We start from the raw sequence: 26,025 nt of genomic DNA on the forward strand, positions 1-26,025 counted from the left end.
CTGGCCGTGCACTGGGCCTATCAGCTCCAAGAGCGCTTTCCCGACGGGCAGCTCTACATCAACCTGCGCGGATACGACCCCGGAGCCCCGGTGGGAGCCCACGAGGCGCTGCGCCGCTTCCTCACATCCCGGCCCTGAATTCGGCGTCCACGCCGCTGCGGCACTCGTCGGCATGTCGGCGTCTCGAACCCGGCAGATACTGGATTCCCTGGTCGGCGCGCATCTCATCGAGCAATGCGGCCCCGACCGCTACGAGTTCCATGACCTGCTCCGCGCCTATGCCACCGACCAGGCGCAACGCGAAGAGCCGGCCGAAGAACGGGCGGAAGCGATCCAGCGTGTGCTGACCTGGTACCTCCACACGGCCGCCGCCGCCCAGGACTGGATTAGGCCGACCAAGGAACATGTGGTCCCCGCGTCACCAGCAAACGACGTGCACCCGTTGGCTTTTCCGGACTTCGACACCGCCGTGGACTGGGCGGAGGCCGAGCACACGAACATGCTCCGATCCGTACGTGCCGCCGAGGCGGCGAGGCTCGACCGGCTCACCTGGCAGCTGGCCGCCGCCCTGTGGAATGTCCTGCCCTCGTCCGCCTCCGTCCCCGATTCCCTGGCCGTGGACCGCATCGGGCTGAACGCGGCGGTCCGGCTGGGCGACCGCGCCGCCGAAGCGCTGCTGCTCACCTGTCTCGGCGTCGATCAGACCCGGCTGAACCGCTTCTCTGAGAGTCTGGACCACTATCAGCACGCTTTGGCGATCCGGCGCGACTCCGGCGATCGCGGCGGAGAGGCGGATTCGCTCAACCTACTCGGGCTGACCCACCTTCGAATGAGGCACCTCGATGACGCGGCCCTAAACTTCGAGGCGGCGATCACCCTGTTCCAGGAGCTTGGATCCACTCGTCGGGCGACGAACTCACTGTCCAACCTCGCCAGCACCCACTACCGCGCCGGGCACCTGACTGATGCTGATGCCGCCGTCCGCGAGGTACTGGCGGCACACCGGCCGATCGAAGACCGGCGGGGTGAGGGCAATGCCCTGCGCCTATTGAGCGATGTCCAATGCGAACAGGGCGACATCGAAGGCGCACTGCACACGGCCCACGCCGCGCTCGACATCGCCCTTGACCTGCGCAACCAGCGGCTTGAGGGATTCTGGCTCAGCACCCTCGGAAACGCGCAGCACGCCAACGGGGATTTCGCGGACGCCCTGGAGTCCTTTCAGCGGTCCGCTGTACTGCACCGGCGCCTCGGCGACCGCAGCAGGGAAGCCGTGGCCTGGCAGGGTGCCGGCGAGACCTACCGCAGCCTCGGCCGCCCCGATGAGGCCGCCGACTTCCACCGCCAAGCCGCGGCAACACACCGCGAACTCCACGACCCGTGGAACGAGGCCCTGGCCCTCGACGGCCTGGCGGCAGCCCTCATCGGAGAAGATCCGGCGACGGCGCGGCGGCACTGGACGGCGGCGCTGGACCTGATCGCCGAGTACAACGACACACGCGCCACACAGACGCGGGAGCGCATCGGCCGCCGACTCACAGACCCGACCTGACCCGCGTGTCCCCCCCTGCGCATCCGTCCCGCCGTCGACCGCAAACGATGTGGCCGCCGGCGGCTCCTTTCCCTCGGTCGCGTGCCTAGGGCTCCTCGGGCCGGGGGGCCTCACCCTCGTCCGCCGGGCCGCGGGTGACGGCCAGCGCGCCCTCGACCGCGCGGCGCAGGTGGACGCGGGCGCCCCCGGTGTCGGCCTTGGACCTGAGGATCGCGAGGAACTCCGCGTCCGGGTACCCCGCGACCCCCGCCCGCCGGGCGGTGTCGGTCTGCGCCCACAGCGCGATCATCATCTCGTTGCACGCCCGCGCCTGGCTCAGGGCGTCCGGGGCCTGCTCGGCGAAGATCTCGCGCGCGGATATGCCGAGCCGGTGCCCGAGCGCGCGCAACAGCGCGTCCCGCGACCCCGACTCCAGGACCGCGCGGAACTCCTGTTGGACCGTCACTGGTCCATGTCCCAGAAGTCCTCGTCGGTCATGGGCTTCTTTCCTCCGTACGGCTCCCGGGGAAGGGAGTCGATGTCGTACCCGCGTTCCCGCAGGACCGCGATCCTGGTGTTGCCGTTCATGATCGTTCCGTCCGGCTTGACCTTCAGCGACTCCTCCGCGCCGGGCCGCAGCGAGGCGACGATCTCGTCGGTGTCCTTCTTCTTCCAGAAGTCCAGCGAACTCTTGTCGAGGGAGCTGTCCGGGTGCAGCGACTTCAACGGGGGGCCGCACGGGTCCGCGTTGGAGTTGTGGACGAGGACCGGCTCGACCGCGCCCGCTCGCACATAGTAGGTGTGCAGGTCGGCGACCGTCAGGTTGTACACCCGCTGCGGGGCGCTGCGGACCTCGGCGCCGGTGACCCGGGCCCAGTCCCCGGTGTCCGTGCGGAGCACCGTTCCCGTGGCCAGTTCCTCGGCGGCGGCCCACTCGGCGGACTCCGGGTCCCAGAAGGGGTGGCCGCCGGTCGCGGTGATGGTGCCCGTTGAACCGCCGCCGATGACGGTGATGTCGACGAGGGTCTTCTCGCCGGAGCCGCGGATGAGGTCGGTGACCGGGCGCGGGCCCTCCTCTCCGGTACTCGGATCGAAGGCGTGGACCTCGTCGCCGACGCGGATGTCCTCGATCGGAGCGGTGGAGCCGTCGGCCAGCAGCACCGGGGTGCCCGGGGCGAAGCTGTTGGGCGCGGGTGCGCGCGTGGGGCAGCTCTTCGGCCTGTCCTTGTCGCCGTTCTTGTCCGGGTCCTTCTTCTGCTGGTCGCGCTTCTTCTTGAGGTCGTCGAGCTTCTTCTTCTGCCTGTCGAGCTGGCCCTTGATCTTGTCGTAGGCCTTGGTGCCCTTGCGCCACTTGTCGAAGAGCTTGTACGCCTTGGGGATCTTGGAGACGAACTTCAGCGCCTTGCCCCACGGAAGGGCCGTGATCGCGGTCTCCAGGCACGCGAGGATGTCGCCCTCGGTGAAGCACTTCTTGGCGTCGTTCCAGCCGATCAACTCCTTGAGGAGATCCATCAACTCCTCGTCGATGTCGCCGGCTTCGCCCTTCTTCTCGTCGTGCTCCTTGAGAAGGTCGTCGTACTTCTCTTGGGCATCCTTGATCTGCTGTTCCAGTTCGGGGTCCGACCCGGGGCCGGTGCCCGCCTCCTGCACGCCGTCCTGCGGATCCCCTGAACCATCAGAGTCGCCGGGGCCTCCCTCGCCGGGGCCGTCACCCGGGGCCCCGCTCGGCTCGCCTCCCGGCTCTCCGCCCGGCTCTCCGGATCCGCCGTCGCGGTCAGCGCAGTGACCGGCGTCGTACAGGTCGCACACCGCCGCTGTGACGGCCGGGGTCACCTGGCTCGGCACTCCGCTGCCGATCAGCGCCGCGACCAGCGCGGCGGCCAACGCGACCAGCGCGCCGTACTCCAAGGTGCCCGCGCCGGAATCGGCTCGCCACGACCAGCGCATCGGATCTCACTCTCGTGATGGGGGTGACCCGCCGGAATCCGACACAAGCGGTGCGCGGGCGGCCCTCGCGCGCAGGATGTCGGCCTGAATCATCCAGATATCGGGAGAATGTATCGGATACCCGGCACGGGAATCGCCTGGGACCTCCGGCGCAACCGCTACCGCGCCAGGCTTCCTCGCCAGAACGGCCACCCCCTGGGCCGCCTGTGGCGCTGCACCGCGCCCTCAGGCAGAGGCGTGCAGGAAGTGCGCCAAGGTGATGCCGAGTTCGGCGGGGGCGTCCTCGTGGACGAGGTGGCCGGCGCCGGGGATGGCGCGGAACCGGGCGCCCGGGATGCGCGCCGCGAGTTCGCGGCCGCGATCCACCGGGATCCAGGTGTCGTCGGCGCCCCAGCACACCAGGACGGGGACCTCGATCGCGCCGTACCGGTCCTGCATGGCATCGGTGTAGTCCTGGTCGTCCAGGCGGCCGATGATCTGGCGGTAGAAGGCCGCCTGCCCGGCGTCGCCGAGCCACGGCTCGACCAGCGCGTCGAGGACGGCGGGGTGCAGGCCGGGGCTGCTCGCGGAGTCGACGTACTCGCGCACGAGGGCGCCGTGCAGCGCGTGCGGGAGCCGCGCGAACGTCCCGGCGTCCGCTCCGACCAGGCGGAAGAACGGGCTCCCCCACGGAGCGAGGGAGACGGCGTCCACGAGGGCGAGCCGGCGGTAGCGCGCACCGTGCACCAGGTGCGCGCCCAGTGCGACGGCTCCACCGGAGTCGTGGGCGACCACCTGCGGCTCCGCCAGTCCCCAGTGGTCCAGCAGTTCGGTGAAGATCCGCGCCTGCGCCGCAAGGGAGATGTCGTGGCCCTCGGACTTCTCCGAGGCGCCGTAGCCGGGCATGTCCCAGACGTGGACGCGGTACCGGTCGGCGAGCGCGCGGGCGATGCCGCGCCAGATGAAGGACGAGAACGGCGTGCCGTGCAGCAGGACGACCGGAGGGGCGTCCGGCTCACCGAAGCGGGCCCAGCGCACATCGCCCGAAGTGCTGCGGTAGGTCTCGCCCAACTGCCAGTCGCTCACGACTGCTCCGTCCGATCGTCCGCTGAGTGCCGACGGGGCGCGGCCTCCCGCGATGGTCAGAGGCTGCGGTGCTTCGCGACGGAGAGGAAGGCCCGCCACTCGCCGGAATCGAAAAGAAGCGCGCCGAGTTCGCGGTGCTGGGTATCGCGCACGGCAGAGGTGGAAAGAGCGTCGGCAATCTCCACGCAGTTGCCGTTACCTGCGCTGTAGCTGGACTTGCGCCACTGGTGATCTTGGCGGTTCACGGTAGCTCCTTGCTGATCCGATCGATGAGTTCGTGCGATTCGGATGCATTCAACGCTACCTGGCTCAGTCGCCGCACCGTCTCCTGGTACACGGCAACTTCATCCAACTCCTCCAGGAAGAGCCCGGAGATCTTTCCCTCCAGATACACGATCGCCGGGTCGTCCCCGAACTCGAATACGACGCACGGCGACTCGGCGCTGGCGTGCTGGCCCGCTGAGAATGGGACCACCTGGACGAGCACGTTCGGACGCTCGGCGGCGTCCAGGAGTTGCTTCAACTGGCGCTTCATGATTTGCGGGTCGCGAGCACGGTGCAGCGCAGCTTCGTCCAGGATGGCGACCAGCTCGGGCGCATGATCCGGCCGTGACAGTACAGACTGGCGCGCCATCCGCGCGGCGACCTTGGTCTCGATGACCTGTGGACTGTCATCGAAGTTGCTGGCCTGGATGATGTCGCGCGCGTACTCGGCCGTTTGCAGGAGGCCGGGAATGAGCATCAGCTCGAAGTTGACGATGCGACTTGCTTGTTCTTCCAGCGCAATCGTGCTCTGCGCGTCTTCGCGCAGATGACTCTCGTAGGGCTGCCACCAGCCCAGCTCGTTCGTTCTCTCAGCGAGATCCAGGATCTTGCGTTGCTTAGTCAGCGGGACGTCGTAGACATCGAGCAACCGCTCGGTCTCGTCAACGCTCACCCCGCGCTTACCCGACTCGATGCGGCTGAGCGTGGGGCCCGACATGGCTGCACGGCTCCCGGCTTCGTCCGTGCTCAGGTTCACGCTCTCGCGCAGCAGCCGAAGGTCTCGGCGCAACCTCCGACCACGGGCCGTCGAGCCGAACTTTCGGGACATCCGGGTATCTCCTCCTGGGTCAACACAGACCTTAGCCGGGTCACCTGGTTCCACCGGCACCTCCTAGATTCAATCGGTGCAGTTTTTCTGAAGCGCTTCAGTTTTTGTGAACTGTAACTTAACCTAAAGCCGTTGGTTCACAGACTGTCATCGGCTCAACGGAGGACACCATGGTCGGAACCCAGCCGCCCCGAGGGGTCGGCGTCGGGATCGCAGACTCGGACAACGGGGACTGGACGCGGTTCGGTCAACGCGTGCGGGCTGCTCGCGAGCGCGTGAAGCTGTCGTCGGCCGAAGTGGCACGGCGCACGGTGATCACGGAGCGCGAGCTGAAGGCGATCGAGTCAGGCGACTCCGACCCCGGGCGCCGAGTGATCGACGCTATGGACGGGGCATTCGGCGCAGAAGGCGTCCTCATGGACGCCTGGGCGCAGATCCACATCAGCCGGCACGTCAAGGCGGGTTCATGCGTCGATGACGTGACGTCCGAAGCCGCCCAGATCCGCATGTTCGCGCCGCTGATGATCCCCACCTGCTGGCCTACACCCCGCACCCGCGCGGCCCCGGGCACCTCGTCACCGACGCGACCCAGATCAAGGGCTACGCCGACCTGTTCGCGACATTGCAGGGCGCCGCTCTGCCCACAGACGCATCCCTCGCACTCCTGGACCAGGCCGCGGGCGGCGACCAACCGCGCCGCGCTCTCACCGCCGGGGCCGACCCGGTGCCGCCCGTCCCCGGATCCGCAACCGGCCGTAGGGTCCCGGCCCGCGCCGCCCACTACTGAACGCTCCGGTCGGCCGGGGCATGAAAAAGCCCTGGGGGCGCGTGAACACCCCCAGAGCGGGCCGACAGCATGCCACCTCGAACACGAACTGCCAAAGGACTGCCGACATGGCCATCATGCCGCACACCACACCCGCCTCGTATGCGTTACCCGGAATCCGGTGGGCGCCGCGCCTCTACCCGGGGGAGGCGGCGGAGGCCGCCCGCGTCCGATCCGAACTGCGCACGGACCTCGCGCGGCTCCCCGGCCTGCCCGCCGAACTGGTGGACGCCATGGCCCTGTGCGCCAGCGAGGCGTTCGCCAACGCCACCGCGCACACCCGCTCGGGTGAGCAGGGCGGGCGGGTCGTGCGCGCGCTGTCGTTCCGCGGTCCGGGGCGACTGCGGTTCACCCTCATCGACGACGGCGCGGCCACCGCGCCCCGAGTCCCGCACCAGCGCACCGACGAGGAGTGGGACGGCGCCGAAGACGGTCGCGGGCTGCTGCTCATCGACTCCCTGGCCGCCGCGTGGGGCACGTTCGCCGTCGTCCCGTTCCCGTTCTGCGCGGGGCTCGGTACAGCGGTGTGGGCCGAGTTCCCGCTCTCCTCAGTGGGGGACCGCTGCGGCCTGGGCCGCTCGGTCCACACCGGTTAGGGACTGTGGCGGCCGTTCGGAACCACACGGTCTTGAGCCTCCTACCGACCGCCATTCCATTCACGGGCCGAGGCCCACACGACGCTACGAGACCGAGGAACCACCATGTCCGAGCACGTCACCCAACGGACCCTCACCGACACGCGACGCATTCACGCGGAGGAACCGCCGGTCCCACCGCAGCGCCCGCCGAGCGGGCGCGCTCCGCGCGACCGGGAGCAGGACGCGGAACTCGCATCACTGATCCGCCGGCTCGCGACGATCCGCCCCGACGTACTCCTCACGCCGAGCGGGGCCGCCCAGTCGGCTGCGGAACGTACGGCAGCGGCGGCGCCCGTGGCGCTTGCGACAGCGGTGGGATCCGCCGCGATGGCCACGACCGACGCAGGTGCCGCGACAGTGCCGACGCCTGTCCCGGCGCCGCAGACCCTGCCCATCGGCGGCGGACACGAGCAGGCCGCGGGCGGGGCCGGGGTCGGGGCCGGGCCCAGGCACGCCGACGTCCCGCTGCACTTGCTAACACGGGAGGACTTCCCCGTCGACCGCGACAGCGTCGTCCTTGTCGCCAAGTTGCGGGCCATGTCCAACGGCGCGCACAAAGCCGGTGACTACTGGCCCGTCCATGCGGGCCCCGACTTCCTCGACCGGAAGCGCCGCCCTCCCCTGCGCCGCCGCGTCGCCCGTGCCGCCGCCCACTGCGCCCGCCAGGCATGCATGGCCACAGGGGCGATCACCCTTACCGCGCTTCCCGTCCTGGGGGTCGCGCTGCTCGCCGCCGCGCAGCTCCCGCATTGACGACGGCGGAGCATCCGCGACCAGGCGCACATGACAAGTCCGCTTGACACTAAATTTGGGTGTCAAGTACGCTTGTCATGTGGAAAGCGAAGTCAGGGACCTCCGAGTCAAAGCGGGACTGTCCCAAGGATCATTCGCGAAGATCCTCGGCGTATCCCGCCAAACCATCAACGCAATCGAGACCGGGCGCTACGACCCGTCGCTCACATTGGCCGTGCGAATCGCCCGACACTTCGACAAACCAGTAGAGGAGATCTTCCATGTTGATGACTAAACGCCTCTGGCTGGTCGCAGCAACACTCGTCCTCGTCGGCGTCGCATTCAGCACCTTCGCGTTCATGGTGTCCGCGAACTGGATCTTCCCGACGATCCTCGTCGCCGTCTTCTGCTACTCCCTCTGGACCATGTTCCGGACCCACCTCCGCCCGGACGAAGCCTCAGACGGAGCCCGACTGGGATCAGGGAAACTGCTCGATGAGCGCGACAGGTCGATGCAGCAGAACACCTTCGCGATCGTCGGCTACGTCGCCGTTCCGCTGGGAATCCTCAGCTCGTACTCCATCATCCTCTTCGACACCCTCGACCCGAAGAACGTCGTCCACGCCCAGTTCGTGATCCTCCTGATCACCTGGACAGCGGCAGGCACCTACGTCACCCGCAAAAAGTAACCCGAAGCCCTGCTGTTCGGCTCCGTCCACGACGGCTGGAGCGGTCTGTCTGATCCGCGCCCTAAGTTGGCGGCGTCACCGCCACGGTTATCTCTCCTGAGGGACGGCATTCCAGAAGTACTCGACGCTCCGGGGCGAACACCCAGAACACGGGGCCGACCTCAACAACGGACTCGACGTGGGAAATGAGGGTGCTCGCAGGCAGCAACATGCTGGGCAGGTCGAGCGAACCCCAGAACAGCACGACAACTGGTTCCCGATCGATTCGGTCAACCACGAGCTGTCGGACGAGCATGACTGCGTCGGCTTCATCCTCGTAGATGTGAGTTTCGGCATCGGGCGTCGAACTCCAGTCCAGCCCTCCTGTCGATTCCGCAGGGAACAGGTCCATGCTAACGGACTCGAACTGACGACTCTCATCGAAGGAGAGAAAACGGACTCCGGAATTCTCGGTACGAGCCGCCCTCCGCAATCCGTCGGGAACGGATCCGCGGTTGGCCCCGTAGACCTCGCTGGGCCTCATGTGTTGTTCTTCAGGAGTTTGGCGAATTCGTCTTCGGTTCCCTCCCAGGGAACCGCGTACTTCTTCGCAGTTTTTCCTTTCCCAACCATGATGTTGATGTGCGGTCCCTTCTTTGGGTCGTAGTCCATGCGGAACTCCTTGTAAACACCATTCACTCTTGTGGTGAACCCAGTTTTCTTTCCGTATGTGGAGGTCGCCGTCTCCAGCCGGCCGTAGAGCGGCTTGCGAGTTGCGGGGTCGATTTCCCCGAGCAGATCCAACGCCTTATTGCGCGCCTGCTCGAACTTGTCGAACTTGTCGAGGACGATTTCAGGGCAGCGCTCATCGTTGTGCGTCAGGAGACCGGAACCGCGTCCTACATAGTAGGTGTGCAGGTCGGCGATGGTCAGGTTGTACACGTCCCGGTCAGGGGAGGTGCGGGTGGCGGTGGCGCGGACCTCGGCCCATTCGCCCTCGGCTGTGCGCAGCCGGTCACCCGGGCGGAGGTCTTCGGCGTCGAGCCACTCCGCGTCTTCTGGGGACCAGAAGGGGTGTTCGTCGGTGGCGGTGACGGTTCCAGTAGCGCCGCTGTCGTCGGTCACGGTGATCGTGACGAGGGTCTTCTTGCCTGAGCCCTCGATCAGGTCGGTGACCGGGCGGGGGCCCTCTTTGCCCGTGCGGGGGTCGAAGGCCAGCACCTCGTCGCCGACCGCGATCTCTTCAATGGGGAGAGTTGAGCCGTCGGCCAACAGGACCTGGGTCCCTGGAACGAAGCTGTTGGGCTTCTTACCGCCGGCCTGCGGCATCGGGCAGCTGGTCGGCTCCGGTTCCTTCTTTTTCTTCTGCTCTTCGCGCTTCTTCTTGAGGTCGTCGAGCTTCTTCTTCTGATCGGCGAGCTGCTTCTTGACCTTGTCGTAGGCCTTGGAACCCTTGCGCCACTTGTCGAAGAGCTTGTACGCCTTGGGGATCTTGGAGACGAACTTCGCCGCCTTGGTCCACGGGATCACCTCCAGCGCGGTGCTCAGGCAGGCCACGACGTCGCCCTCGGTGAAGCACTTCTTGGCGTCGTTGTAGCCGATCAGTTCCTTGAGCAGGTCAAGCAGGAGCTTGTCGATCTTCCCCGCGCCGGACTTCTTCTCATCGGCGTCCTTGAGAAGGTCGTCGTACTCCTTCTGGGCGTCCTCGATCTTCTTGTCGAGGTCGGGGTCCACCGCGGCGTTGTTCCCGGCCTGCGAGGTCCCGCCGTCCGGGGCCGCGGGGTCCCCCTGACCCGCTTCGTCAGGGTCGCCCGCTGCGTCGGGGTCGCCCCCACCGCCATCGGGATCGCCCGGTGCGTCCGGGTCGCCGCCCCCGCTGGGGTCGCCCTGGCCGGGTGCCGCAGGGTCGCCGGGCTCGCCCGGGCCTCCCTGGTCGTCGGGTTTCGACGCGGAGCCGTCCGGGCCGCCCTTCGCCGGGTCGCAGTGCGCCGCGTCGTACAACTCGCACACCGCCGCCGACACGGCCGGGGTGACCGCAGTGGGCAGACCTGCCGAGATCAAAGCTGCGACGATGGCCGCGGAAAGGACGACGAGTGCGCCGTACTCCAAACTTCCCGCACCGGAATCGGCGCGCCAAACCCAGCGCATTGGATCTCACTTTCGTGATGGGGGATGATCCACTGCTTCCGACGCATCGTAGCCGGGCCGCGTTCCGACCGCGCATTGGTTTTCGACCGCATCCGGTCACGCGGATTGATCGGCGCTCTCCGGATATGAGTCACCTGCATGGTTGCGGCCGTCGCAACGAATGGTGAGGGGGGTCCAAGCGACCATCCGCAGATTCCGGACGGTCAGGCGAGAGCGCTCCGCAGCCGGTCGAGGAAGGGGCGCTGGGCCTTGATGATCTTCTCGGCGGCTTCTTCGAGGGGGAACCAGGCGGCGCGGTCGATCTCGGGGAAGGTCTGCATTCGACCGGAGCCTTTCGGCCATTCCATCTCGAAGGTGCCCGGCACCACCAGGCCCGGGTCGAGGTCGCCGCGCAGCGCCCAGGCCGTCACGATCTTGCCGCTGGACTGGCGGACGGTGCCCAGATCCAGCAGCTCGCCCGATGGCACCGGAAGCCCCAGCTCCTCCTGGAATTCACGCCGCGCCGCGGATTCGGGTGTCTCGCCGGGCCCGTACTCGCCCTTGGGGATCGACCACGCGCCGGCGCCGCGCCGCTCCCAGAACGGCCCGCCCATGTGTCCGAGGAGCACCTCGGTGTCGGCGTCCGACCTGCGGAACAGCAGGATCCCGGCGCTGCGCTGTGCGACCACGACGCCAAGTGTGCCCGACCCGCACGGCTCAAGCAGCGTCCGACACTGCCTTTGGAGGCCGTCGCGGCCTTCGGCCGCATGCCCGCGGGATCAACGGCGTCTACCTACCGTTCAGAGGCTGAGAGTGCTGCGCCGAAACGCCTCCGGTAGGCGGTGGGGCTCAGGCCGGTGCGGCGGCGCATCTGGGCGCGCAGGTTCGCGGCCGTGCCGAGTCCGCTCGCGCGGGCGACCGCGTCCAATCCCAGCCCGCCGCGCTCGATCAGCCGGCGGGCCAGCTCCACCCGCTCGGCGATGAGCCACGCCAGCGGGGTCGTACCCAGCTCGGCCTGGAAGCGCCGGTGCAGGGTTGCCGGGCTGACCGCCGCCCGCTCCGCGAGGTCGGCGACGGTCAGCGTCCGGTCCAAGCGCGCCTGCGCCCACGCGAGTACGGACGCCAGGGAGGTGTCCCCCACCACGGGAACGGGCCGTTCGATGAACTGCCGTTGGCCTGCGTCGCGGTGCGCGGCGAACACCAGCCGCCGGCCGACCGTGTTGGCGATCTCGGCGCCGTGGTCGCGGGCGATCATGTGGAGGCCGAGGTCGAGCGCTGCCGCGCTCCCCGCCGCGGTGAGGATGTCGCCGTCGGCCACGAACAGGACGTCGGGGTCGAGCCGCACCTCGGGAAAGCGGTGGCCGAACGCCTCTGCCCAGCGCCAGTGCGTTGTGGCCCGGCGCCCGTCGAGCACCCCCGCCGCGGCCAGGGTGAACGCCCCGGTGCAAAAGCTCGCCAGCCGGGCGCCGCGCCCGGCCGCCCGCCTGATCGTCGCCAGTACCGCCGCGCTCGGCGGCACCTCCGGGTCGGGCCTGTTGGGCGCGATCACGGTGTCGGCGCGTTCCGCGCGGTCGAGCCCCGCCACGCCGGTCAAGGTGAGGAGGCCGTCGTGCATGCGGACGGTGGGCTCGGGGGCGCACACGACGAAGTCGTACCAGGGCCGGTCGATCTCGGGGCGGGCCAGCCCGAAGAGCTCGGTCGCCACGGACATCTCGAACGGGTTCGACCCATCCTCGACGACCATCGCGACCCGGTGCCGCGCACCGCGGCCGCCGTTCTGGTCGTTTTGGTCGTTCGAGCCATACGGGTTGTGCGAGGATCCATGCGGCATGTGCAATTCCTAGCACTCACACCACTGCCGCGCCACCGGCCAGGATGAGCGCATGAGCACACAACCGATCGACCTGGAGTCCGCGTTCGCAGGCTTCGACCAGGTCTGGAGCCCTCGAATCGTCACCCGGGTCAACGACTACGACGTCCGTATCGCCAAGGTGGCCGGTGAGTACGTCTGGCACGCCCACGCGGACACCGACGAGTTCTTCCTCGTTGTCGAAGGAGAACTCAGCATCGCGCTGCGCGACGGCGGGGACGGCGCGGACGGCGCGGACGGCGCGGACGGCGCGGACGGCGGGGAACGCGTCGTCGTCCTGCCGAAGGGATCCGTGTTCGTTGTGCCGCGCGGGGTGGAGCACCGGCCCTTTTCGGACGGTGGCGCGCGGATCCTGCTGTTCGAGCCGAGCGGCACGGTGACCGTCGGGGACTACAGCGGAACCGTCCCCGACCACATCGAACGGACCACCGGGCACGCATTGGCCTGAGGACGCCAGGGCACCGGGATGGTGGGACGGCGGACCTGCCGTTCCGCTACCGTCCCGGTGACGAGAGGGGTGGTTCGATGACGGCCGCCATCGACGCGTGGGACCGGTTGTTCGGCGCGGCCACGGGTCTCGCCGTCGCCGCGGGCGGCGCATGGGAGGACGCCGTCCGGCTGCCGTTCGGCACCGGTGCCCCCGAGGACACCGGGCCGTGGCTCGCGCGGGCCGGGTCCGATGTGGCGATCGAGGTCGCATTCGACACCGGCGCGTTCGTCGGTGTCCGGCTGCGGCCCGACGAACGGAGCAGCGCCGTGAACATCGTGACGGCACTGCACAGCGGACTCGGCACTCTCGCCGACGCCGGGCCGGTGCCGGCCTCTGCCGCCATGGAGCGCGTCGAACGCGTGGTCGGACCGCGGTTCCACCATGTGCGGCCCGACCACGCCGAACTGGGCGTCCTCGACCGATGGCAGAGCCTGGGCCATCTCCGGATGGAACTGCCGGTCCCGATGAGCCCGCCGACCGGCGCACCCGGCGTCCCCGCCGACGCGCCCGGCCCGATCATCATGGAGATCGGCTTCGGCCCCGAGGCCGACGGGTGGCTCGGCGCTCCGGTCTCGGCCTCCGTCCCCGGCCGGGGGCACCGTGTCGATCCCGCCCGGTGGCGCGCCGTCGCACTGCTCCCGACCGATCTTTGCGTCCGGGCGGGCTGCCGGGATCACCCGTGACCATGTCCGGAGGACTCCCTTCGGCACGCCCGCTTCGGCACGCCCGCCCGTCCGGCTCCGTACAGCGGCGACCGGTTCCCCACCGGTCAGGCCGGGCCTTTGCCCGCTTCGGATGTGCAGGCGGCGCTGCTGCGGGCAGGGGGCCGGGCGGTACGGCATCCGCACGATGGAGGCAGCCTGATGCAGATCGGATACAAGCTGTTCGCCGAGGGGTACTCGCCGCAGGAGATCGTCCGCCAAGCGGTGCGCGCCGAGGCGGTCGGCTTCGACTTTGTCGAGGTCAGCGACCACTTCCACCCGTGGCTGCCCGAGCACGGGCACTCCGGGTTCGCGTGGTCCATCCTCGCCGCGGTCGCGGCCCGCACCGAGCGGATCACCATGGCGACCGGCGTCACCTGCCCGTTCATTCGGTACCACCCGGCGATCATCGCGCAGGCGGCCGCGACCACGGCGCTGCTGTCCCAAGGCCGGTTCGTGCTCGGCCTCGGCTCGGGCGAACAGCTCAACGAGCACGTCGTCGGACGGGGATGGCCGCCGGTCGACCGGCGGCACGCCATGCTCCGCGAGTCCCTGGAGATCATCCGGCTGCTGTGGTCGGGCGGCTACCACTCCTACGACGGGAGGTACCTGACCTTGGAGGACGCCCAGGTGTTCGACCTCCCCGAAGAGTCCCCGCCGATCATCATCGCCGCCGGCGGGCCGGCGGCGGCCCGCATCGCCGCCGAAATGGGCGACGGGGTGTTCGTCACCCAACCCGACGCCGGGCTGCTGCGCGCCTACACCGAGGCGGGCGGCAAGGGCGACCGCTACGCGGAGGTGCCGTTGGCCTGGGCGACGGACGACGCCGCGGCGCTCGCCAGCGCGCGCTCGATGTTCCGGTTCGGCCTCACTGGTTGGAAGGTGCAGGCGGAGCTGCCCAACCCCGTCAACTTCGACGCGGCGACCGCGTTCATCGACAACGCCGACATGGCGTCCGCGTTCGGCTACGGCCCCGACCCCGAACGCCACATCGAGGCGGTGCGGACGTTCAGCGACGCCGGGTACGACCGGCTCACCCTCGTCAACGCGGGTCCCGACCCCGACGGCTTCTTCGACTTCTACGCGACGGAACTCGCCGAACCGCTGCGGTCGGGGGCACTCTCCGGCCGAGGCTAGGAGGTTTTCTGTGGGGCGTGTTCTGTGGGGCGTGGTTCTGCCGGAACGGAGCGCCGACCAGCACCACGACCGCCCAACCGCCCTGCTGTGAGTTCTCGCCTCGCCGTGCGGGGGTGGGGGTGGGGGTGGGTGCCGAGAGCGTCCTGCGCCGCGGGGGACCTGGGCTGGGCTGCCGTTGAGCCTGCGCAGCAGCGTCGGCCGAAGCGGACGCCGGGCCTTTTCTGCTCGGGGAGGGGCTGAGGGCAGGGAGGGGCGACGTGGGTGTCTGACGTGGGTTGTGTGGGGGGCGAGCCCGGCGGTCGTAGTGCGGGGTGTGTTTCGGCCGTCGCGGGCCCCCGCTGCGCGACAATCGCGAAGCGGCGCAGTAGGGGCGTGCGCAGGCTTTCCGGCAGCCTGGCTGCTGTCTGCTGAGGTTGAGGACGCTCTCGCCCGTGGGCGGCTGTCGGCTGGGGCGGGGGACACTCTCGCCCGTGGGCGGCTGCCCACTGGAACGGAGGGCTCTTCCCCTGTGGCCTCTACGATTCAGACCCGGGGTGCGAGGGCGGCCCTGGGGAGTGCTTCGTGGACGCTTCCGGTGCGGCGGTGGACGGGCGTCCTCCCGTGACTTCGCGCGGGGGTATGCGCCACCATGGGCGTCATGGACATCGTGGACACCCCGAGCGCCGAGTGGACCACCATCGCGCACTACGAGAACCTGCCGGGCTGCCCGCATCCCATGGCGGCCGCCCGCACATGACTGCGCGAGCGCGGCATCGACTGGACGCCGTTCGAGCGTGACGAGGTCGCCGTGGATCTCGCATGCGGCGTCGGTGCGGACGGGCGCTGGCACTGCTGGTCCATCGTCCGCGTCCGGGCCTACGCGCTGCGGCGGCTCGGCCTGCACCCCGACCAGCCGACCGCCGCGGTCACCGGTCCGTCGCCGCCCGGATGGTGGCACGCCGCCGCGGAACGCAACGCCCGCTAGCCGACGGGTGTCACCCCGGCTCCGCACGCTGTCGGCGGGGTCGGTCGCAGCGCTCGGTGGCGGTAGTCGGCCGCACGATTCAACCGCAGCGCTCGGCGGCTGTAGTCGGGCGCGGCAGTCGGCCGCAGTGTTCCGCCGCGGCAGTCGGGCGCGGCAGTAGGGCGCAGCGCTCGGCGGCGGCGGTCGGGCGCGGTAGTCGGGCGCAGTGTTCCGCCGCGGGGGTCGGCGGCGTTGCGCCGCCGACCCGGCCCCCGCCATACGGGTTAGTGGTAGTGGTACATCGCGGGCTGGACGTTGTTCCGTCCGACGAGGAACCAGAGGATGCTGCCCACGAACGGCGCGAGGAACACGAGGACGCACCAGACGAGCTTCATCCCGCCGGTGAGGCGCGCACTGATGATGCCGATCACCGCGGCGATGATCAGGACCACGTAGGCGATCATGGCCGCCGCAACGGCGGCGAGTCCGGCGATGGCGATGATTTCTTCGGACACTGGGATCCTCCTGCTCGGTGTGCTGCACGTGCCGGCGGTCAGCACGCTTCTCCGCCGGCCGCCTGGTCCACGGTGACGCCAGCAGCGGCTTCGGCCTCCTCTTCTGCAAGGACGAGACCTAGTCTTGCCGGGAGCGGGGCTCGTGCGCATGGGACGCAAGTGACCGGCCGACTTGACCAAAGTCAATGGCCGCCGTCGACTTTCGCAGCGGACGCCGCTCCGGGCCGGGTCCGCGCGTTCGTGCGGCCCGCTGCCGCGCCGGACGCGGACGCGCGCCGGACCCGCGGCGGTCCGCGGCGGTCCGCGGCACCCGGGCCGGACCCGGGCCTGACCCGAGCCGGACCCGCCGGGCGCGGTCACGCGGGCCGGATCGGTGGCGATCAGGGCACTGCCGACCGAGCATGAGGGTGATCGGAATGGGACTAGAGTCTGCACGATAGATCAACCGCTCGTCATGCGCGCTGCTACTCCGGGAGTTCCCATGGACCGCCACCAGCGGCTCACCGCTGTGCTCGACCTGCTCTCGGAGCGCGGCTCGCTCACCGTCGACGAGGCGATGGCCGACCTCGGCGTGTCACCCGCGACGGTGCGCAGGGACCTCGACCAGCTGGCGCAGCAGCAACTCCTGACCCGGACCCGCGGCGGCGCCGTCGCGGCGACCGTCTCCTACGACCTGCCGCTGCGCTACAAGGCCGGGCGGCAGGCGCCGGAGAAGGAGCGGATCGCCCAGGCCGTGGTGGACCTCATCGCGCCGGGGTCGGTGGTCGGGCTCAACGGGGGGACGACGACCACCAACGTCGCCCGCGCAATCGCGCTGCACGAGGGCTTCCACGGCGGCGACCAGGGCGCCGGTGTCACGGTGGTGACCAACGCGCTGAACATAGCGAACGAGCTGGTCGTCCGCCCGCACGTGAAGCTGGTGGTCGTCGGCGGTGTCGTGCGCGCCCGCTCCTACGAGCTGATCGGGCCGCTGGCGGCGCGGCTGCTCGACGCCGTCGCCATCGACACAGCGGTGATCGGGGTGGACGGAATCAGCGCCGAGACGGGGGCCGCCGCGTTCGATGAGGGCGAGGCCGCGATCAACGCCCTGCTCGCGGGCCGTGCCGAGCGGGTGGTGGTCGCCGCCGACAGCAACAAGATCGGGCAGCGCGCCTTCGCCCGGATCCTGCCGCTCAGTGAGGTGGACATCCTGGTCACCGACACGGGCATCAGCGAAGAGGCGGCCCAGGGCTTCGAGCAGGCCGGGGTCAAGGTCATCCGCGCCTGAGGGCTCCCGGGACCGCCCGGGGTCTCTGGAGGTCCCGGGCCGGGATGCGTCTCCGCGCGGAGTTCGGGATGCGGAGTGCGGCGCGTGCCCCACACCGCCAGCGGTGGCATGGGTCTGGCGGGAACACCACAGCGTGGTGTTTCGTGCCGCCGGGTGCTTCACATCCGCGACGGCAGCCACTCCTCGGGTCCCCAGTGCGCGGACTCCCACCCCGCGCCCCCAGTACACGACCCCCGCGAGCCCAGCGCGCGCGACCCCCACCCCCGAGCCCAGTGCACCCCGCGTTCCCGATTCGCGTGGTCCCGGGGTCGGGGACCGCCCTTCGTCGCCCGACCCCCACGGCCCCGGGCATGGGTGCGCGCGGACTCCGTGCGCGAGTGCTGTCCGACTGGCGGGGAGCGGGTTCGGCGTGCGGAAACGTCGGGAATCCGGGCTCGCTGGCGTGATCATCGGCTGAATGCGAAATGATTAATGTTGAGCACTTGACGGTCAAAACGCTTGACGTCGCTCATGGCTCCCGTGACGATTGCCACCAAGATCCGACGAAGTGGACGGGTGATGGCGGCTTCTCACGGGACTAGAACCGATGCAACGGCGTCCGCGGGCACCGATGTCCACCCGGATGAGGGGCGCGCGGCGGCCCGCCGGTCCGGTCGCGGCCCCGGGCGGCGCGCCGGCCTGTGGGAGCGCACCGTCCCGCTGCGGTGGCTGGCACCGAGCACCGCGCTGATCGCACTGGTCATCGTCTTCCCCGCCCTCTACATGGGCGCCATGGCGTTCATGAGCATCAACCAGATCGGCATGATCACCGGGTTCGCCGGGCTCGACAACTTCCGGACGCTGTTCGCCGAACCCGCGCTGTGGCCCGTTGTCACGAACACCGCGTCGTGGCTGGTGGTGGTCGTCGGGATCACCGTCGTCCTCTCACTGGCGCTGGCGCAGTTCCTCAGCAAGGACTTCGTCGGCCGGCGCTTCGTGCGCCTCGCTGTCGTCGTGCCGTGGGCGGCGTCCCTGGTCATGACGGCGACCGTCTGGCGCTTCCTGTTCGAGGGCGGCAACGGGCTGCTCAACCGGCTGCTCATGGACCTGTCGATCCTCAGCGCGCCGCACGACTGGTACAAGGACCCCTCGACGGCGTTCGCGTCGATCATGGCGGTCGGGGTCATCACGTCCATCCCGTTCACGACCTACGTGCTGCTGGCGGGGCTCCAGTCGATCCCCGGCGACCTGCACGAGGCCGCGCGCATCGACGGCGCCGGGGCGTGGCGGGCGTGGCTGCACGTCACCCTGCCGATGCTGCGGCCCTCGCTGCTGGTCGCGCTCGTCCTCAACATGCTGCACGTGTTCAACGCGTTCACCGTCATCTGGGTGATCTCCGGCAAGACCGCGGGGACCAGCGCGGACACGACGGTCACGTGGATGTACAAGATCGCGTTCACCACGCGGCTCGACCCCGGCGAGGCGGCCGCGCTGGCAGTCCTCAACGTGGCGTTCCTCGTCCTGCTCATCGCCGTCTTCGGGCTGCTACTGCGGCCCGTCCGGCGCCCGGACGCGCCGGTCGCCGCGGGGCCCGCGGCAGAGCCCCCGCGGGAGGACCGCGCCGAGCGGCGCGCGGCCCCGCCGCCGCGCGCCGCCGCTCCGCCGTCCCCTGCCATCGTGGCGCTGCACCGCGGGTGGCGGCGGGCGCGGCCCGTTGTGCTGCCGTTCACGGGTCTGCTGGTCGCGGCGTTCTTCCTGGCGCCCTACGTCGCCATGTTCCTCGGCTCGCTCAAGACCGACGCGGAACTGTTCGAGGTCCCCGCGAACTACCTGCCGCGCGAGTGGGCGTGGTCGAACTACGCCGACGTGTGGCGCGTGATCCCCCTCGCCGACTACTTCCGGGTGAGCCTGACCCTCGCCCTCTCGGCGACGGCGGTGGTGCTCCTGGTGTCGGCCCCGGCGGCCTACATCCTGGCCCGCACGGAGTTCCGCGGCAAGGCGGCGTTCCTGATGCTGATCCTGGTCACGCAGATGTTCCCCGCCGTCGCGCTGATCATCGGGCTGTACCGCGAGGCCCTGTTCCTGGGCGGCGTGCACCAGTACTGGTTCATCATCGCGGTCAACTCCGCGTTCAACATCGCCTTCGCCGTGTGGATCATGCACGCGCACTTCCGGTCCATCCCCGTGGAGATCGAGGAGGCCGCGATGCTCGACGGCCTGGGCCGGCTGCGGATCATGCTGCGGCTGATCGTCCCGCTGTCGGCGCCCGCCATCATCACGGTCACGATCTTCACCTTCATCCAGGTGTGGAACGAGTTCATCGTCGCCCTCACCCTCTTCAACGACCCACCGAACGGCCGTGTCCCGCTGACGGTCGGCGTCCAGCAGTTCGTCGGGCTCTACGAGACCAACTACCAGTACCTGTTCGCCGCCGCCCTCATGGCGATCGTCCCCGCCGTCATCTTGTTCGCACTCATCGAGAAGTACCTGGTGAGCGGCTTGACGACGGGCAGCGGGAAGTGACCCGGCGGCCGAGAAGGAATGAGACCCCCATGCACCCAGGCAGAACGGCACCGCTGAAGGTGCTCGCGGCCGCCTCGACCGCGGCGCTGGCGCTGAGCACCCTGACCGGATGCGGCAGCGGCTCCGACGACGGCGCGCTGAAACTCGTCGTCGCCCAGTACACCGAGGGCACCCAGCCCTACTGGAAGGACTTCGTGGCGTCCTTCGAGGAGGAGAACCCCGACATCAAGGTCGACGTCCAGGTCATCGACTGGAGCAACCTCCAGAACCAGATCAACACCATGGTGCAGACCCAGCAGCTGCCCGACATCCTCAACACCAACGTGTTCGCCGACTACGCCGAGTCGGAGCTGCTGTACCCGGCGGAGGAGGTCATGTCCAAGGAGCGCATGGCCGACTTCCTGCCCCAGTTCGCCGACAACGCCTCCTACAAGGGCGAGCAGTACGGCCTGCCGTTCGTCGGCACGGTCAACGCCATGTACTACAACAAGGACATCTTCGCCGAGGCGGGGATCAAGGAGCCGCCGAAGACCTGGGACGCGTTCCTCGACACCGCGGCCAAGCTCGAGAAGGAGGACCCCGACACCATCCCCTACGCGCTCGCGCTGGGTTCCGAGGGCGGCCACGGCGAGTTCGGGACCTGGGCGCGCGCCAACGGCGGCGACTGGAAGAGCGACGAGGCGTGGACCGTCGACAGTGAGCGCAACGTGGAGACACTGGACTTCCTGCGCGACCTCACCGTCGAGCACGGGTACACCCAGCCCAACCCCGGCAAGACCAACCGCGCCGACGGCACGTGGCCGCTGTTCGCCCAGGGCAAGGCGGCGATGGTCTACGGGTCGCTGGGCACCCGCGCGTTCCTCGACCCGGTCGAGAAGGCCGGCGTCGACTACGGCATCGCGACCCACCCGGTGAACCACGGCGCCGAGCCGTCGGCGCTGGGCATCCAGGACTACCTGATGGCGTTCAACGCGGGCGGCGACGCCAAGAAGCCGCAGATCAAGAAGTTCCTGGACGCCTTCTACGAGCCCGCGAACTACGCGAAGTACCTGAAGACCGAGGGGCTGCTGCCGACCACGGAGTCGGGTTCGGAGACGTTCCGCGACGACCCCGACTACGCCGAGTTCGTGGAGATGATCCCCAAGGCGCGGTTCGACCCGACGTCCGACGGCGCGTGGGCCAAGCTCAAGGGCGGCCTGGACAACGAGCTGGGCACGGCCGTCGCCAAGGACGGCGACCCCGCCGAGGTGCTGGCCCGCCTCCAGCAGAGCACCGACGAGGCGTCCTGACGCCCCGCTGAACAGCGGGGACGTCCCACGATGCGCCGCGGCGGGCGGTACACCGCCCGCCGCAGCGGGAGACCAGGGGGTGCGGCGTGCGCCGTGAGAGTGCCGAGTTCGATGTGGTCGTGACCGGCGGCGGGCTGGCCGGGGTGGCGGCGGCGATCGCCGCGGCCCGGCTCGGCGCCAGCGTCGCCCTCGTGCACAACCGGCCGGTGCTGGGCGGCAACTCCAGCAGCGAGGTGCGGGTGTGGGTGTGCGGCGCGACGGCCGCCGGGGCGCAGCGCTACGCGCGCGAGACCGGCATCGTGGGCGAGCTGTACCTGGAGAACCAGTACCGCAACCCCGAGGGCAACCCGGTGTTCTGGGACATGGTGGTGCTCGACGCCGTGCGCGCCGAGCCCGGCATCGCGCTGTACCTCAACACCGACGTGCGCGAGGTCGAGGCGGAGGGGCCCGAGGACGCCCGCGTGATCCGCTCGGTCACCGGCTGGACGATGGCGTCGGAGCGCGAAACGCGGTTCGTCGCCCCACTCTTCCTCGACTGCACCGGCGACGGCCTCGTGGGACACCTGGCCGGCGCCCGCTACCGCGTGGGCAGGGAGGCGCGCGCGGAGCACGGGGAGTCGTGGGCGCCGGAGGAGGCCGACGAGCTGCTGCTCGGCAGCACGATCCTCTTCTACACCAAGGACCTCGGCCACCCGGTGCGCTACGTCCCGCCGGACATCGCCGCCGACATCACGGCGACCGGCATCCCCGAGCGCCGCGTCATCAAGGCCGGTGCGAACGGGGCCGCGTACTGGTGGATCGAATGGGGCGGCGAGCTCGACACGGTCCACGACAACGAGCGGATCCGCGACGAGCTGTGGTCGGTCATCTACGGGATCTGGGACTACATCAAGAACTCCGGGAGGTTCCCCGACGCGGCGAACCTCACCCTGGAGTGGGTGGGTTCGGTCCCGGGCAAGCGCGAGTACCGCCGGTTCGTCGGCGACCACGTCCTCACCCAGTCCGACATCGTGGGGCAGCGCGCGTTCGACGACCGGATCGGCTACGGGGGCTGGTCGATCGACCTGCACCCGCCCGGCGGGATGTACGCCGCCGAGGGCGGCGCGGCCCAGTACTACCCCGACGGCGTCTACCACGTCCCCTTCCGCTCCCTGTACTCGGCGAACACCGCCAACCTGCTGTTCGCGGGGCGCGACATCTCCGCCACGCACATCGCGTTCGGCAGCACCCGGGTCATGGCGACGTGCGCGGTCATGGGCGAGGCCGCCGGGACCGCCGCCGCGCTGTGCGCGCGCGGCGGCACGGTGCCGCGCGCGCTCGCGTCGTCGGGGATCGCCGCGCTCCAGCGCACACTCCTGCGCCAGGACGCCGCCGTCATCGGCCTCCGCTACGACGACCCCGCCGACCTCGCGCAGCGCGCCGAGGTCGGTGCGTCGTCGACGCTGACCGCGCTCGCCGTCGAGCCCGGCGCGGACGGTCCGGACGGTCCGGACGGTCCGGCCACGTCGCCGTGGCCGCTGGCCCACGACGCCGGGCTGCTGCTGCCCGCCGACCCCGGCATCGACGGGGTGCGGCTCCTGGCCGACGTCGCCCCGGACGGCGCGGGCACCGAGCTGGCCGTCGAGCTGTGGGACACCGGGCGGCCGGAGAACGCCGTGCCGCACACCCTGCGCGCCGCCGTCCGCGTCCCGCTGGAGCAGGGCGGGCGCCAGTGGCTGCGCGCGCCGCTGCGATGGGCGCCCGCGGAGCCGGGCAACGCGTTCCTCGTGGTGCGCGCCCACCCTGGTGTCGCCCTGCACGTCGCGGCGGCGATGCGCACCGGGGTCCTCAGCCTCACGCGCGCCGGGGCGGTGGACGACGGCGACGTCGACACCGGGCAGGTCTACCAGCCGGTGGTGGACTGGCAGACCAAGCCGCTGCGGAGGCGCTCGTTCTGCTTCCGGTCGGACGCGCCGACCGGCGCGTTCGCCGCCGAGCGGGCGGTCGGCGGCTACGCGCGCCCCTTCGGCGGGCCGCAGATGTGGGTCTCCGACGGCCTTGCCGCGCCGCAGCACCTCCGCCTCGACTGGCGGGAGCCGGTGGCGGTGGGCCGGGTCGAACTGGTCTTCGACGACGACGTCAACGAGTACATGAACAACCTGCATTACCACCGCAGCCCGTTCGCGGTCATGCCGGAGCTGGTCCGCGACTACACGGTGGAGGCGCGCACCGGGGCGGGGTGGACCCCGCTGGTGGCCGAGAACGGCAACCGGCGGCGGCACCGCGTCCACGTGCTCCCCGAGGCGGTGCGCGCCGACGCGCTGCGCCTGACGGTCGCGGCCGCCGAGGCCCACGTCGTCGCCCTGCGCGTCTACGGCCCCGACACCCCGCCGTGAGTGACTGTTGGGGTACCGGTCCGGAGTCCGGCCGAGAGGAGGTGCTTCGGCGGTCGCTGCTGCGCAGCCGCCCCGCAGCCTTGTCCTGTCCCCGTGGGTCACGGTGAGCTGGCCGCGCACCCCCGCGCTGCTCCCCGCCGCGACCGCCGAACCACCTCCTGACCGGGACAGGGCTGCACCCCAACAGTCACCGAGTCAGCCGCCCCGGCCCCGCTGGCCGGCCGGCGGCGGGCCGCCGCCGCGGTCCAGCCCGGCCTTGAAGGCGAGGAGGCCGGCCTGGGTGCGGTTGGTGCACTGGAGCTTCACGAGGATGTGGGAGACGTGGCCCTTGACGGTGGTCTCGCTCAGCACCAGTCTGCGCGCGATCTCGGCGTTGGAAAGGCCCTCGCCGAGGCACGACAGCACCTCGGACTCCCGTCCGGTCAGCCCGTCGAGCAGCGCGCGGCCGCGCCCCCGGTCGTCCTGCGCGCCGCCCGCGGCGCCCACCAGCCGCCGGGTCGCCGCGGGCGAGAGCACCGTGTGTCCGTCGGCGGCGACCCGGACCAGGCCGATCAGGTCGCGGGGGCGGGTCGACTTGAGCAGGAACCCGGCCGCACCGGCGCGCAGCGCGCGCAGCAGGGCCTGATCCGCGTCGAAGGTCGTCAGCACGACCACGACGGGCGCGCGGTCGAGGGCGGCGATCTGCCCGATGGCGGTGATGCCGTCGACACCGGGCATGCGCAGGTCCATCAGGACGAGATCGGGCCCGTGCCGGAGCACCGATTCGACCGCCGCCGCGCCGTCGTAGGCCTCGTCCACGACCTCGATGTCCTCGGCCGACCCGAGGATGGTGCGCAGGTGGGCGCAGACCATGGCCTCGTCGTCCACCACGACCACGCGGATCATCGCGCCCCTTCCGGCCCTGCGGCGGCCGGGACGTCGGCCGGCAGCGCCGCGTCCACGCGGAACCCGCCGTCGCCCGCCGGCCCGGCGCGCAGCACCCCGCCCACCAGCTCGACGCGCCGCCGCAGGCCGAGCAGGCCCGTCCCGCCCCCGGTCCGCGCGAGCGCGGGGTCGCCGCCCCGGGCGGATGCGGTGGTGCTGACGTCGACCCGCACGCCGTCGGGGCGGTAGCGGACCCGGACCCGGGTGTCGGCGCCCGGCGCGTGCTTGTGCGCGTTGGTCAGCGCCTCCTGCACGATCCGGTACACGGTCCGCCCGATGACCGGCGCCGCGAGGTCGGGGGCGCCCACCTCGTCGAACGCGACCGGCAGCCCCGCGGCCTCCGACGCCGCCACCAGCTCCGACAGCGGCGGTACCGGCGGGGGCGCGGGGCCGTCGGCCGCCGCTGCTCCGCCGTCCGGCGGTTCGGCGCCGCGCAGGACGCCCACGACGTCGCGGAGCTCCTCCAGCGCCTGGCAGCCGGTCGCGCGCAGGCCCTCGGCCGCGTCCCTGGTGGCGGCCTCCCCCGAGGTCAGCCCCAGCGCGCCGGCCTGGAGGACCATCAGGCTGACGCGGTGCGTCACCACGTCGTGGATCTCGGCGGCGATCCGCGCCCGTTCCTCGCCGCGCGCCTGCTCCGCCCGGAGGAACCGCTCGCGCTCGGCCCGTTCGGCGCGGTCGAGGAGCGCGGCGAGGAGCCTGCGGCGCGCCCCGGCGTACAGTCCGCCTGCTGCCGCCCCCACGACGGTCAGCGCCGAGGCGACGCCCGCCTCGAAGACCTGCGCCGTCCCCGCGGCGGCGAGCGGCAGCACCGCCAGCGCGGCGAGCGGCGGCCACACCGCGCGGCCGCCGCCCGCGAAGGCCCCCGCGCTGTAGGCCGCGAACGGGGCCGCCGGGAGCAGGCCGAGGAACATCAGGGCCCCGGCGCCCGAGCGGACGAGACCGCCCGGTGCGGCGGCCTCGACCACCACGATGGCGGCCAGCGCGGCTGCCGAGACCCAGGCGACGCCGACGGGGAAGCGGCGGCGCAGCGCAAGGGGCAGCGCCGCCGCCGCCAGCCCGGCGCCGGCCGCGCCGCCGTAGGGCTCGACGACCCCGCCGGGGCCCGCTGCGGCGAACCCCGCCACGGCCGCGGCACCCACGATCAGGACGTCGACCGCCGTCGCGCGCAGCCGCGCCGCATCGATCCGCCTCACGGGGTCCAAGGTAGGCGCGGCGGCCGCCGGAACGACGTCCCGCGGGCGAATCCCGTACGAAAGTCGTGCACCGGGGCGCCCGCCGACACGAAGGGAGGGGGTGATCCGGCGCGTTCGGCGCTGTCGCCGATGTACCGCGGTCGGCTCGAATCGAGGCGGGCGCCGCGGCCGCATCCTGTGCCGCGCCGCCGG

25 protein-coding genes and 1 pseudogene are annotated in these 26,025 nt (G+C 70.7%); 14 read left to right on the plus strand and 12 right to left on the minus strand.

Annotation, left to right across the window (positions count from 1 at the left end):
- The first annotated feature begins 172 nt into the window (after positions 1-172).
- A complete protein-coding gene (locus CLV63_RS29060; protein ID WP_106586446.1) occupies positions 173-1,552 on the plus strand; it encodes a tetratricopeptide repeat protein in 1,380 nt (459 codons plus the stop codon).
- A gap of 85 nt (positions 1,553-1,637) precedes the next feature.
- Here the strand turns inward: CLV63_RS29060 and CLV63_RS29065 are convergent, their stop codons facing one another.
- From CLV63_RS29065 to CLV63_RS29085, 5 genes are all read right to left on the minus strand, one after another.
- Positions 1,638-1,997, minus strand: coding sequence for a hypothetical protein (locus CLV63_RS29065; protein ID WP_106586447.1), 360 nt, complete (start codon positions 1,995-1,997; stop codon positions 1,638-1,640).
- Positions 1,994-3,478: a Hint domain-containing protein gene (locus CLV63_RS29070; protein ID WP_211301527.1), complete on the minus strand. Its 1,485-nt coding sequence runs from the start codon at positions 3,476-3,478 to the stop codon at positions 1,994-1,996. The genes CLV63_RS29065 and CLV63_RS29070 overlap by 4 nt, the downstream gene beginning before the upstream one ends.
- Before the next feature lie 225 nt (positions 3,479-3,703).
- Positions 3,704-4,543 (minus strand): alpha/beta fold hydrolase, encoded by an 840-nt coding sequence (locus CLV63_RS29075; RefSeq protein ID WP_106586448.1) that lies wholly within the window; start codon positions 4,541-4,543, stop codon positions 3,704-3,706.
- A 56-nt stretch (positions 4,544-4,599) separates the two neighbouring features.
- Positions 4,600-4,788, minus strand: coding sequence for a DUF397 domain-containing protein (locus CLV63_RS29080; RefSeq protein WP_106586449.1), 189 nt, complete (start codon positions 4,786-4,788; stop codon positions 4,600-4,602).
- Complete coding sequence (locus CLV63_RS29085) at positions 4,785-5,636, minus strand: helix-turn-helix domain-containing protein (protein ID WP_106586450.1); 852 nt, start codon at positions 5,634-5,636, stop codon at positions 4,785-4,787. The genes CLV63_RS29080 and CLV63_RS29085 overlap by 4 nt, the downstream gene beginning before the upstream one ends.
- A 170-nt stretch (positions 5,637-5,806) precedes the next feature.
- Between CLV63_RS29085 and CLV63_RS35330 the strand changes: the two are divergent.
- The 5 genes and pseudogenes from CLV63_RS35330 to CLV63_RS29105 all read left to right on the plus strand — a co-directional run.
- Positions 5,807-6,052, plus strand: a pseudogene (locus tag CLV63_RS35330) (helix-turn-helix domain-containing protein); the annotation flags it as partial.
- 478 nt (positions 6,053-6,530) lie between these two features.
- Complete coding sequence (locus tag CLV63_RS29095) at positions 6,531-7,058, plus strand: ATP-binding protein (protein ID WP_106586451.1); 528 nt, start codon at positions 6,531-6,533, stop codon at positions 7,056-7,058.
- A 105-nt stretch (positions 7,059-7,163) separates the two neighbouring features.
- A complete protein-coding gene (locus tag CLV63_RS33340) occupies positions 7,164-7,853 on the plus strand; it encodes a hypothetical protein (RefSeq protein WP_146165694.1) in 690 nt (229 codons plus the stop codon).
- Positions 7,854-7,932: 79 nt separating this feature from the next.
- Positions 7,933-8,127: a helix-turn-helix transcriptional regulator gene (locus tag CLV63_RS29100; protein ID WP_106586452.1), complete on the plus strand. Its 195-nt coding sequence runs from the start codon at positions 7,933-7,935 to the stop codon at positions 8,125-8,127.
- Positions 8,114-8,521, plus strand: a complete 408-nt coding sequence (locus CLV63_RS29105) for a hypothetical protein (RefSeq protein ID WP_146165695.1) — start codon at positions 8,114-8,116, stop codon at positions 8,519-8,521. Before CLV63_RS29100 ends, CLV63_RS29105 begins: the two co-directional genes overlap by 14 nt.
- A gap of 61 nt (positions 8,522-8,582) precedes the next feature.
- Here the strand turns inward: CLV63_RS29105 and CLV63_RS29110 are convergent, their stop codons facing one another.
- From CLV63_RS29110 to CLV63_RS29125, 4 genes are all read right to left on the minus strand, one after another.
- Positions 8,583-8,912 (minus strand): hypothetical protein, encoded by a 330-nt coding sequence (locus CLV63_RS29110; RefSeq protein WP_106586454.1) that lies wholly within the window; start codon positions 8,910-8,912, stop codon positions 8,583-8,585.
- Positions 8,913-9,040: 128 nt separating this feature from the next.
- Complete coding sequence (locus CLV63_RS29115; RefSeq protein ID WP_146165696.1) at positions 9,041-10,648, minus strand: polymorphic toxin-type HINT domain-containing protein; 1,608 nt, start codon at positions 10,646-10,648, stop codon at positions 9,041-9,043.
- 203 nt (positions 10,649-10,851) lie between these two features.
- Positions 10,852-11,316: an NUDIX domain-containing protein gene (locus CLV63_RS29120; protein WP_106586456.1), complete on the minus strand. Its 465-nt coding sequence runs from the start codon at positions 11,314-11,316 to the stop codon at positions 10,852-10,854.
- Positions 11,317-11,420: 104 nt separating this feature from the next.
- Positions 11,421-12,371, minus strand: a complete 951-nt coding sequence (locus CLV63_RS29125; RefSeq protein WP_245929171.1) for a helix-turn-helix domain-containing protein — start codon at positions 12,369-12,371, stop codon at positions 11,421-11,423.
- 139 nt (positions 12,372-12,510) lie between these two features.
- Here CLV63_RS29125 and CLV63_RS29130 point away from each other — a divergent pair, with 139 nt between their 5' ends.
- From CLV63_RS29130 to CLV63_RS29145, 4 genes are all read left to right on the plus strand, one after another.
- Positions 12,511-12,945 carry a cupin domain-containing protein gene (locus CLV63_RS29130; protein WP_106586458.1) on the plus strand — a complete coding sequence of 145 codons (435 nt, stop codon included), beginning with the start codon at positions 12,511-12,513 and terminating at the stop codon, positions 12,943-12,945.
- Between the two features lie 77 nt (positions 12,946-13,022).
- Positions 13,023-13,670, plus strand: a complete 648-nt coding sequence (locus CLV63_RS29135; protein WP_106586459.1) for a hypothetical protein — start codon at positions 13,023-13,025, stop codon at positions 13,668-13,670.
- A 180-nt stretch (positions 13,671-13,850) separates the two neighbouring features.
- Complete coding sequence (locus tag CLV63_RS29140) at positions 13,851-14,825, plus strand: TIGR03557 family F420-dependent LLM class oxidoreductase (protein ID WP_106586460.1); 975 nt, start codon at positions 13,851-13,853, stop codon at positions 14,823-14,825.
- A 787-nt stretch (positions 14,826-15,612) separates the two neighbouring features.
- The gene (locus CLV63_RS29145) at positions 15,613-15,789 is read left to right on the plus strand and encodes a hypothetical protein (protein WP_211301528.1); all 177 of its coding nucleotides are present in this window, start codon (positions 15,613-15,615) and stop codon (positions 15,787-15,789) included.
- 263 nt (positions 15,790-16,052) lie between these two features.
- Here the strand turns inward: CLV63_RS29145 and CLV63_RS34175 are convergent, their stop codons facing one another.
- The gene (locus tag CLV63_RS34175; RefSeq protein ID WP_245929166.1) at positions 16,053-16,283 is read right to left on the minus strand and encodes a PLD nuclease N-terminal domain-containing protein; all 231 of its coding nucleotides are present in this window, start codon (positions 16,281-16,283) and stop codon (positions 16,053-16,055) included.
- Positions 16,284-16,764: 481 nt separating this feature from the next.
- On the opposite strand from CLV63_RS34175, the gene CLV63_RS29155 reads away from it, so the two are divergent.
- The 4 genes from CLV63_RS29155 (at position 16,765) to CLV63_RS29170 (ending at position 23,716) form a co-directional block, all read left to right on the plus strand.
- Complete coding sequence (locus tag CLV63_RS29155; RefSeq protein ID WP_106586463.1) at positions 16,765-17,550, plus strand: DeoR/GlpR family DNA-binding transcription regulator; 786 nt, start codon at positions 16,765-16,767, stop codon at positions 17,548-17,550.
- Between the two features lie 558 nt (positions 17,551-18,108).
- A complete protein-coding gene (locus CLV63_RS29160; RefSeq protein WP_106586464.1) occupies positions 18,109-20,052 on the plus strand; it encodes an ABC transporter permease in 1,944 nt (647 codons plus the stop codon).
- Between the two features lie 29 nt (positions 20,053-20,081).
- Positions 20,082-21,341, plus strand: coding sequence for an extracellular solute-binding protein (locus CLV63_RS29165; RefSeq protein WP_106586465.1), 1,260 nt, complete (start codon positions 20,082-20,084; stop codon positions 21,339-21,341).
- Between the two features lie 86 nt (positions 21,342-21,427).
- Positions 21,428-23,716, plus strand: a complete 2,289-nt coding sequence (locus CLV63_RS29170; RefSeq protein ID WP_106586466.1) for an FAD-dependent oxidoreductase — start codon at positions 21,428-21,430, stop codon at positions 23,714-23,716.
- Positions 23,717-23,911: 195 nt separating this feature from the next.
- Here CLV63_RS29170 and CLV63_RS29175 read toward each other — a convergent pair whose 3' ends face one another.
- On the minus strand, positions 23,912-24,601 hold the full coding sequence (locus CLV63_RS29175) for a response regulator (protein WP_106586467.1): 690 nt from the start codon (positions 24,599-24,601) through the stop codon (positions 23,912-23,914).
- The gene (locus CLV63_RS29180; protein WP_211301529.1) at positions 24,598-25,833 is read right to left on the minus strand and encodes a sensor histidine kinase; all 1,236 of its coding nucleotides are present in this window, start codon (positions 25,831-25,833) and stop codon (positions 24,598-24,600) included. Before CLV63_RS29180 ends, CLV63_RS29175 begins: the two co-directional genes overlap by 4 nt.
- Between the last annotated feature and the right edge of the window lie 192 nt (positions 25,834-26,025).

Source organism: Murinocardiopsis flavida (assembly GCF_003014485.1).
Lineage (GTDB): Bacteria > Actinomycetota > Actinomycetes > Streptosporangiales > Streptosporangiaceae > Murinocardiopsis > Murinocardiopsis flavida.

Coding starts and splice junctions, on each gene's coding strand:
- CLV63_RS29060 (WP_106586446.1), top strand. CDS start 173: ATGTCGGCGTCTCGAACCCGGCAGATACTGGATTCCCTGGTCGGCGCG.
- CLV63_RS29070 (WP_211301527.1), bottom strand. CDS start 3,478: ATGCGCTGGTCGTGGCGAGCCGATTCCGGCGCGGGCACCTTGGAGTAC.
- CLV63_RS29085 (WP_106586450.1), bottom strand. CDS start 5,636: ATGTCCCGAAAGTTCGGCTCGACGGCCCGTGGTCGGAGGTTGCGCCGA.
- CLV63_RS29095 (WP_106586451.1), top strand. CDS start 6,531: ATGGCCATCATGCCGCACACCACACCCGCCTCGTATGCGTTACCCGGA.
- CLV63_RS33340 (WP_146165694.1), top strand. CDS start 7,164: ATGTCCGAGCACGTCACCCAACGGACCCTCACCGACACGCGACGCATT.
- CLV63_RS29105 (WP_146165695.1), top strand. CDS start 8,114: ATGTTGATGACTAAACGCCTCTGGCTGGTCGCAGCAACACTCGTCCTC.
- CLV63_RS29110 (WP_106586454.1), bottom strand. CDS start 8,912: ATGGACCTGTTCCCTGCGGAATCGACAGGAGGGCTGGACTGGAGTTCG.
- CLV63_RS29115 (WP_146165696.1), bottom strand. CDS start 10,648: ATGCGCTGGGTTTGGCGCGCCGATTCCGGTGCGGGAAGTTTGGAGTAC.
- CLV63_RS29125 (WP_245929171.1), bottom strand. CDS start 12,371: ATGGTCGTCGAGGATGGGTCGAACCCGTTCGAGATGTCCGTGGCGACC.
- CLV63_RS29130 (WP_106586458.1), top strand. CDS start 12,511: ATGAGCACACAACCGATCGACCTGGAGTCCGCGTTCGCAGGCTTCGAC.
- CLV63_RS29135 (WP_106586459.1), top strand. CDS start 13,023: ATGACGGCCGCCATCGACGCGTGGGACCGGTTGTTCGGCGCGGCCACG.
- CLV63_RS29140 (WP_106586460.1), top strand. CDS start 13,851: ATGCAGATCGGATACAAGCTGTTCGCCGAGGGGTACTCGCCGCAGGAG.
- CLV63_RS29155 (WP_106586463.1), top strand. CDS start 16,765: ATGGACCGCCACCAGCGGCTCACCGCTGTGCTCGACCTGCTCTCGGAG.
- CLV63_RS29160 (WP_106586464.1), top strand. CDS start 18,109: ATGGCGGCTTCTCACGGGACTAGAACCGATGCAACGGCGTCCGCGGGC.
- CLV63_RS29165 (WP_106586465.1), top strand. CDS start 20,082: ATGCACCCAGGCAGAACGGCACCGCTGAAGGTGCTCGCGGCCGCCTCG.
- CLV63_RS29175 (WP_106586467.1), bottom strand. CDS start 24,601: ATGATCCGCGTGGTCGTGGTGGACGACGAGGCCATGGTCTGCGCCCAC.